The sequence below is a fragment of the Sporosarcina sp. CAU 1771 genome, from assembly GCF_054482775.1.
Genome location: NZ_JBTLRN010000023.1, coordinates 50,102 through 58,162 on the forward strand (window position 1 = coordinate 50,102; position 8,061 = coordinate 58,162).

Annotated in this window: 8 protein-coding genes and 2 riboswitches; of the genes, 5 read left to right on the plus strand and 3 right to left on the minus strand. The window is 38.6% G+C overall.

Going from position 1 to position 8,061, the window contains the following annotated elements; translation table 11 throughout:
- Nucleotides 1-201 precede the first annotated feature (201 nt).
- Together ACXYMX_RS13715 and ACXYMX_RS13720 are read left to right on the plus strand one after the other, a co-directional pair.
- Nucleotides 202-1,560, plus strand: coding sequence for an aminotransferase (locus ACXYMX_RS13715; RefSeq protein WP_459044813.1), 1,359 nt, complete (start codon nt 202-204; stop codon nt 1,558-1,560).
- Nucleotides 1,561-1,644: 84 nt separating this feature from the next.
- Nucleotides 1,645-1,760: riboswitch (SAM riboswitch) on the plus strand.
- Between the two features lie 146 nt (nt 1,761-1,906).
- Nucleotides 1,907-3,196 carry an O-acetylhomoserine aminocarboxypropyltransferase/cysteine synthase family protein gene (locus tag ACXYMX_RS13720; protein WP_459044814.1) on the plus strand — a complete coding sequence of 430 codons (1,290 nt, stop codon included), beginning with the start codon at nt 1,907-1,909 and terminating at the stop codon, nt 3,194-3,196.
- Between the two features lie 71 nt (nt 3,197-3,267).
- On the opposite strand, the gene ACXYMX_RS13725 is transcribed toward ACXYMX_RS13720, so the two are convergent.
- The 3 genes from ACXYMX_RS13725 to ACXYMX_RS13735 all read right to left on the minus strand — a co-directional run bounded on the left by ACXYMX_RS13725 (nt 3,268) and on the right by ACXYMX_RS13735 (nt 5,736).
- Nucleotides 3,268-4,761, minus strand: a complete 1,494-nt coding sequence (locus ACXYMX_RS13725; protein ID WP_459044815.1) for a BCCT family transporter — start codon at nt 4,759-4,761, stop codon at nt 3,268-3,270.
- A 245-nt stretch (nt 4,762-5,006) separates the two neighbouring features.
- Nucleotides 5,007-5,237 (minus strand): excisionase family DNA-binding protein, encoded by a 231-nt coding sequence (locus ACXYMX_RS13730; protein WP_459044816.1) that lies wholly within the window; start codon nt 5,235-5,237, stop codon nt 5,007-5,009.
- Between the two features lie 13 nt (nt 5,238-5,250).
- On the minus strand, nt 5,251-5,736 hold the full coding sequence (locus ACXYMX_RS13735) for a QueT transporter family protein (RefSeq protein ID WP_459044817.1): 486 nt from the start codon (nt 5,734-5,736) through the stop codon (nt 5,251-5,253).
- 6 nt (nt 5,737-5,742) lie between these two features.
- Nucleotides 5,743-5,787, minus strand: a riboswitch (PreQ1 riboswitch).
- 255 nt (nt 5,788-6,042) lie between these two features.
- Between ACXYMX_RS13735 and ACXYMX_RS13740 the strand changes: the two genes are divergently transcribed.
- From ACXYMX_RS13740 to ACXYMX_RS13750, 3 genes are all read left to right on the plus strand, one after another.
- Complete coding sequence (locus ACXYMX_RS13740) at nt 6,043-6,705, plus strand: YdeI/OmpD-associated family protein (RefSeq protein ID WP_459044818.1); 663 nt, start codon at nt 6,043-6,045, stop codon at nt 6,703-6,705.
- 104 nt (nt 6,706-6,809) lie between these two features.
- Nucleotides 6,810-7,205, plus strand: a complete 396-nt coding sequence (locus ACXYMX_RS13745; RefSeq protein ID WP_459044819.1) for a VOC family protein — start codon at nt 6,810-6,812, stop codon at nt 7,203-7,205.
- Nucleotides 7,206-7,289: 84 nt separating this feature from the next.
- Nucleotides 7,290-7,718, plus strand: a complete 429-nt coding sequence (locus ACXYMX_RS13750) for a VOC family protein (RefSeq protein ID WP_459044820.1) — start codon at nt 7,290-7,292, stop codon at nt 7,716-7,718.
- Nucleotides 7,719-8,061: the final 343 nt, after the last annotated feature.

An 8,061-nucleotide genomic window follows, 5' to 3' on the forward strand; every position in this document is an offset into this window, starting at 1 on the left:
AATGAATAGTCTGTAAAGTAATAGTATGAAGTTAGATTTTAATAGAGTCAACTAAGAAGAACGTAACATAACGGATTGAAATTTCGGAAGATTTGGGGAGTAAGCGTTGCCAACTTTTTTTCTTTATTAATGGACAAAAAGTTAATCGAGTGAATTGTTTTTAGGGGCTAATTATTTTAAAAGAGAAGGGGAGTACTACACATGACAGTTTTGAATAATCAAGTTGATGAAATTGCTGAGAAGGACCGTGCGAATGTATGGCATCACATTTCTTCCTATGATGAAACGAAGCGCCCGATGATTATCGAGAGTGGAGAAGGCGCATGGATTACAGATCACAAAGGAAATCGTTATTTGGATGGCATGTCTGGATTATGGGCTGTAAACGTTGGATATGGTAGGGAAGAATTAGCATTAGCTGCCTATGAGCAGATGAAGAAACTTCCATATGCATCGATGATACAAAGTCATGGACCAGCGATTGAGTTAGCTCAAAAGTTGAGTGAGATGCTTGGTGATGATTATAAAATAATCTATTCAAACAGTGGTTCGGACGCGAATGAAGTAGCGTTTAAGTTGGTTCGTCAATACCATCAGCAAAACGGAGAATCTTCCCGTTATAAATTCATTTCCCGTTATCGTGCGTATCACGGTAGTTCTATGGGAGCTTTGGCAGCAACTGGTCAAGCGCTGAGGAAATATAAATACGAACCGCTTGCACCTGGTTTCTTACATGTTGCTCCACCAGATAATTACCGAAAACCTGCTGGTCAATCAATAGAAGAATACAATATTCAGCGAGCACAAGAATTTGAAGAGAAGATTATTTGGGAGCAAAAAGAAACAATCGCTGGGATTATTTTAGAGCCTATCATAACAGGTGGAGGTATTTTAATCCCTCATCCAATTTATCTCGAAAAAGTACAAGAGATTTGTAAACGTCATGGTGTTTTACTAATTGTAGATGAGGTAATCTGTGGTTTCGGGCGAACGGGTAAAGCATTTGCTCATCAGCATTATAACCTCAAGCCAGATATCGTTACGATGGCAAAGGGATTGACGAGCGCTTATTTACCTTTGTCTGTAACAGCGGTTCGAAAAGACATCTACGAGAAATTTGATACGGGCGAAGAAAATAGTCATTTCCGCCATGTGAATACATTTGGTGGAAATCCAGCTGCTTGCGCAGTAGCACTAAAGAATATTGAAATTATGGAAAGGGAAAACCTTTTTGAGCGTTCTACTGAACTTGGGGAAAGGCTTCTAAAAGAGTTGGAACCTTTAAATGATCATCCGTATGTAGGAGAAATTCGTGGACTCGGGTTCCTATTAGGAATCGAGCTGGTAGAAAATAAAGACACAAGAGAACCTGCTACAAATGAGCGAGTTGCTAAAATTATGGGTGATTGTAAAGCAAACGGGCTAATCGTGGGAAGAAACGGAGATACAGTTGCCGGCTTTAATAATATTGTTGCATTAAGCCCACCGCTATCCTGCACGGATGAAGACTTTGATTTTATTGTTGCTGTTCTTAAAAAAGTGTTCAAGGAAAATGAATAATATAAATATTTCAACAAAGGGCTTGACTTTGTATTCAGTTCGGTATTATACTGTGTAACAAGATGGAAAACTGAATAGTTCACACTCTTATCAAGAGCGGCGGAGGGAATAGGCCCTGCGATGCCCAGCAACCAGCAAACGACCAACTTGCAAAGGTGCTACTTCCTACAGACTCGTGCGAACGGTCTGAAAGATAAGGGGAGGAATAAGCGAAAGCATAACCCTCTTCTTAAGCGAAGGGGGTTATTTTTATTTTCTTTTAGCGAATAGTTAATTACCGCTAAAAGAAAATAAAGCCTCCTACATCACCGCGTTTCCATCAAAAAAAACTTGGAGGTAATATAAAATGACAAACTTACAACCTGAAACTCAACTTTTACATGGTGGCCAAGTGCCGGATCCAGTAACAGGATCACGCGCAGTTCCAATTCATAGAACGACATCTTTTGTGTTTCCTGATACAGAGCATGCGCAAGGCGTTTTCGCACTACAGAAAGCAGGCAATATTTATTCTAGAATCACGAATCCGACTGTAGATGTATTTGAACAACGCGTTGCTTTACTAGAAGGTGGATCAGCAGCAGTTGCATTATCTTCTGGAATGGCTGCAATTGCTTTTTCCATTTTGAATATTGCGGGTGCTGGCGATGAAATCGTAGCAGCCGAGAATTTATACGGTGGTACATTTAACTTATTCGCTGTCACTCTTCCAAAGTATGGCATTAATGTGAAGTTCGTAGATTCAACAGACCCAGAAAACTTCCGTGCAGCAATTACAGACAAAACAAAAGGATTTTTTGCTGAAACAGTGGGCAACCCAAGTCTAAATGTGTTAGATATTGAAGCTGTAGCAAAAGTTGCACATGAAAATGGACTTCCACTTCTAATCGATAACACGTTCCCGTCACCATACGGTTCAAATCCAATCGAATTTGGTGCAGACGTTGTTATTCACTCGGCTACAAAGTGGATTGGTGGGCATGGTACTACAATCGGTGGAATTGCAGTAGACGCAGGAACATTTGACTGGACGCAAGGAAGGTTCCCTGGTTTTACAGAGCCTGATACAACTTATCACGGTCTACGTTACGGGATTGATACAGCAGGCGCAGCGTTTGCTACGAAACTTCGAGTGCAATTATTACGTGATTTCGGACCATGTTTAAATCCGGACAGCGCATTTAACTTCTTGCAAGGACTTGAAACACTTCACTTACGCATACCGAAGCACAATGACAATGCTCTTGAAGTTGTTAAATTCCTAAAAGATCATCCATCTGTTGAGTGGGTTACGTACAATGGTCTTGAAGAACATGCATCTTACGAATTAGGAAAGAAATATTTGAAAAATGGTTTTGGTTCAATTGTGAACTTTGGAATTAAAGGTGGACGTGAAGAAGGTCGTAAAGTGATTGATAATGTGAAGATTTGGTCCCACGTTGCAAACGTTGGCGATGCAAAATCACTTATTATTCATCCAGCTTCTACAACACACCAACAATTGAGTGCAGAAGATCTTGAAAAGTCTGGAGTTACAGAAGACTTAATTCGTCTTTCAGTTGGTCTTGAAGCAACGGAAGATATCATTGCAGATCTTACACAAGCGATTGAGAAAGCAGTTCCAGTTAACGTATAATAAATATTCAAACGAAAAAGAGCCGTCAAAGAAAATATTCTTTGGCGGCTCTTTTGTGTTCAATTGTTTGTTTATCTTTTTAATTTCATAGCTTTGGCTTCTGCTTTTAATGCCTTTAATAATGAGACAATAATGAGAAGCATAATAAACGAGAACGGCAGTGCAGCTATAATGATTGTATTTTGTAATGCCGTGAGTCCGTTCACAGAGAGTAAGATTAAAGCAATTGTAGATTGAATAACTCCCCAAATGAGCTTCACACTATTAGGTGGAGTTAACGACCCATTCGTTGACTGCATACCAAGAACGAAAGTTGCTGAATCTGCAGAAGTAATAAAGAAAGAAGAGATTAGCAAAATAGCGAAAATTGATATAACAAAACCTAAAGGCATAGTTTTAAACATCTCAAAGATTGTTAATTCTGTTGAGGAAGTCGTAAGATCAACGATTCCATTTTTTTGAATGTCAATTGCCGTTGACCCAAATGCTGAAAACCAAAATGCACCAAGAAGAGTAGGTGCAACAAGTACACCAATCATAAATTCACGAATTGTTCTCCCTTTTGAAACACGGGCGATGAACATGCTGACAAACGGAGCCCATGAAACCCACCAAGCCCAGTAAAAAATCGTCCAGCCATCCAGCCATTCCCTATCCGTTGAATTGAGAGGTGCAGTACGTAAACTCATTTGAACAATGTTTGATAAGTAACTGCCAAGAGTATCTGTAAAGATGTTGAATATTAACAAAGTAGGACCCAATACAACAACGAATCCAAGAAGAATAAGTGCGAGTATCAAGTTCGTGTTGGATAAGTATTTAATTCCTTTACTTAATCCCGACCACGCGGATATTAAGAATAATACGGTTACAGCGGCGATGATGAAAAACTGGGAGGTTATACCAATTTCAACGCCGAACAAGTAATTAAGACCTGCGTTAATCTGAACGGCTCCGAAGCCGAGAGTTGTGGCAACTCCAAAAGAAGTTGCAAATACCGCAAGTACATCAACTAAAGTGCCCCAAGGTCCAGTCATTTTGTCGCCAAAAAGAGGTTTCAAAGTTGCTGAAATTAAACCTGGTTCTCCTTTACGGAACTGGAAGAATGCAAGAGCCATTGCGATCACGCCATACATAGCCCATACATGGAGTCCCCAATGGAAGAACGACTCACGCATTGCTTCTTTGAAAGCGGCATTTGTATTTGGTTCTTCTGTAGCAGGATTGATTGCGAAATGAGAAAGTGGTTCAGCTGCTCCGTAGAACACAAGCCCAATACCCATTCCAGCTGAAAACAGCATTGCAATCCAAGTGACGGTTGAAAATTGAGGTCGATCTGTATCTTTTCCTAAGCGAATTTTTCCATATGGACTGATGATGAAAAAGACGCTGAGAACAAGCATGATCGACATAAGAGCCATATAATACCATCCAAATGAAGATGCAACAAAGATTTTAATTGTAGTTGTTGCGGCTTCAAAACTTTCAGGTGCTATAGCTCCATATCCAACTGCTAAAATAATTAGACCAATTGTGATATAAAAGACATTTGATATTTTTTTCATACTTCCCCCTACTTAAATTTGGTGAAACAATATACTATACTTTTGCAAGGTGTCATGAGGTGTTCGTATGCATGAATCCTTAAGAAATACATAATTTTCAAGTATACGTATAAGTTTTTCTTAAGTCAAACGAATCTACTGGTTGCAGAAGTTGTTAATCTATTTGGAATTAATATACCCCTTTATTATAGAATGTAAAACTAAAATCAAAAAAAGACTGAACATAATGTATGTCCAGTCTTTTTTCAATCTTCATCCTTAATATTACGGTCAATTGGGAGTGGTTCATTTCGCCACTCGTCAATTTGATGCTTAACGAGTTCAAGCTGTTTAAAGTAAAGGTTAAACTGATCTTGGTTAACAAGAAACTGCGTTCCGTCATGGACAGAGCGAATGCGCCCTTCGATGACATACTTTTGCACTTGAGCAACAGGCATACTAAGGTACTCGGAGATTTCTGGAATCGTACGATACATAGCATGACTCCTCTTAAATCAGATTTTTAAAGTCTATACGTTTATTCAAGGCGATCATGACCGGTATACCAATCATCATGACAACGAATTCACCTACAGCAACTGTTAACCAAGTTAGAAAGAAAGGGAATCCTAAAACTAGGTTTAACTCAAATGCAATGATAAACATTGTAAACGAGAAAACAAGTGTATTAAAAACCATTCGCTTTCCGATGCCACTAATGAATTTAGCAGAAAATATTGTGATCGATAATGCTAGGATTGAATGACCTACTCCGAAAACGAGGTCGATTGGCCCCAGGTCGGATAGCAATAGATTCGCAATGAAGACACCTAGTACAATGCCGAAAAAATATTTCTTGTTAAATACAACGAGATGATTAAACATCTCAGGAATTCGGAATTGGATGTTTAAAAATGCTAATGGGGCTATTAATAGCGAAACCACAACATAAAGGGCTCCAATAATCCCGCTTATTGCAAGTGTTTTTACGTTCATATTTATTTCTCCTTAGTTTTTTATCGTGGGATGGTTACGAACCACGTGTTGAAAACCCAAGTTTTATTGAGTTTGCAAATTCTATTATACCCGATGTAAAGTATTTGTGTAATTTCTTTTTTAATAATTAATTCCTTTGTGTAAGATTGGAACTTACATTTATGAATGTTATACTTAATCTAATTAAAATGAATATTCAGGGAAATGTGTAGCGTGATGAGAAAATGGTTGCGGGCTCGAGTACATATGCAAACTATTTGTCTGGCACTCCTGATAATGTATTCCTTTGTAATATAGGAGGCGAACATGAAAGAAGAAACGACTATATTTGATAAATTAAAACTGAACAAGTATAGCAAGATGGCAGTTCTTAACGAACCTATTGAATATGACTTATTTAATGGGTACAAGACATCTTTATCAAAAGAGCATGATGCTATTTTTATCTTCGTCGAAACGGTTGCGGAGATGGTAATGTATGCGAAGCAAATTATCAATGAGGAGCATTTGCTGGAAAAAGGATATCTATTTATTGCCTATCCGAAAAAAGGGAACAAAAAATATGAAACATTCGTACACAGAGATGAGATTTTTCCAACGATGAAAGTAGCTGATGATGGTTATGTTGAAAATAGTGACTTGAAATTCTCTCGGATGGTAAGTATGGATGATGTATTTACAGTCGTTGGATTAAAGCGAGAAAAAAAGAAAGCGAGAAAATCAGTAGCTGCCAGTCAATGTGTGGCCGATTACGAAGACAATGTAAAAGACGTTGAAAAACTATTAGCAGATCTTCCGAATGTATTAACATTCTATCAGGAACTAACACCGGGTTACCGAAGGGATTGGGCGCGCTTTATATTTTCGGCAAAGCAGCAGAAAACACGTGAAAAACGCAGCGCGCAGATGATTGATACTCTCTCTCAGGGATATAAATCATTGGAATTGTATCGCCAAGGAAAGAAGTAGAATGTCAAATGGTGATAGCCAACTTATGAATGGAAGAAAGATTAAAACATCGATTGAGTCAATTTAATATTAAAGTCAATTAAAAAAATGGAGGAGGAAGAGAAATGGGGAAAGTAGTTCACTTTGAGATTCATGTTGACGATATGGAACGGGCGAAACAGTTTTACGGGGAGATATTTGGATGGACCTTTCAGGACTGGAGTGAGTATGCCGGAATGCCTTATTGTGGAGCCGTGACAGGTGATGAGAATGAGCGTGGAATTGATGGAGCTTTGATGCAACGGCAAGGCCCTCGACCAGAAAGCAACCAACCGGTAAGTGGATATGCTTGTACAATTGGAGTGGAAAGCTATGATTCAATTGAAGCGAAAATCCTTAGTGGTGGGGGAAGCGTAGCGTTGCCCAAATATGCATTGCCTGGAATGGCGTGGCAAGGTTATTACCATGATACTGAGGGGAATATTTTTGGGATTCATCAACCAGATGAAAACGCAAAATAATGTAAATCTATTTTTGTGAATGCAAGAAGGTATCATGGATAAGCAACGATTTTAGTAATGATAATTATAGAGGAGAGATGGAATATGGCTGTTGATATTTATTTAACATTTAACGGAAATTGCCGAGAAGCTGTAGAATTTTACGCAGAAATATTTCAAGGAGAGCCAACTCATTTTATGACTTTTGGTGAGAACCCTCCAAATCCAGATTATCCTCTTCCAGAGGAAGCAAAGAACTTAGTTATGCATGCTCGTTTAGATATTGACGGAAGCAATGTTATGTTTTCGGATAATTTCCCTGGTTCTCCTTTTACGATTGGAAACAATATTACAATGGCTTATCATTCCTTTAATGAGGACAAGCTAAGGGATGCATATGAAAAACTAAAAGAAGGCGGAACAGTAGAAGTAGAGCTTCAAGAGACATTCTGGGCAAAACTTTATGGTCAGATTACAGACAAATTCGGTGTGATATGGCAATTTAACTTGAATTTTAAAGAAATAGCTCAGTAAAAGGTGAAAGTCCATGCTATTGCACATTTGGTAGGTTAATTTTTTAAGTATTATTAATGGGGCGCATTTCCTGGGTTGGGATCTGCCCCCTTTTCGATTTAGTGTAGACATTTAAGAGATTAGATTAAAAATACAGGGATATTGTTAAAAGGAAAGCTCGGTCAAGAATTTTCAAAAAGATTAGTGAATGAATCTTAGTGAGTATTGCGGAGAGAATGAGCCACTAGAGCGGAGTTTTGAGCCACCGTTTGCGGAAGAAAGAGCCAGTAAGTGCGGAGAAGGAAGCCACTGGTTGGTAAGGGTACAAAAAACAGCCATTGGTGTGCTACCGTCCAATGGCTGT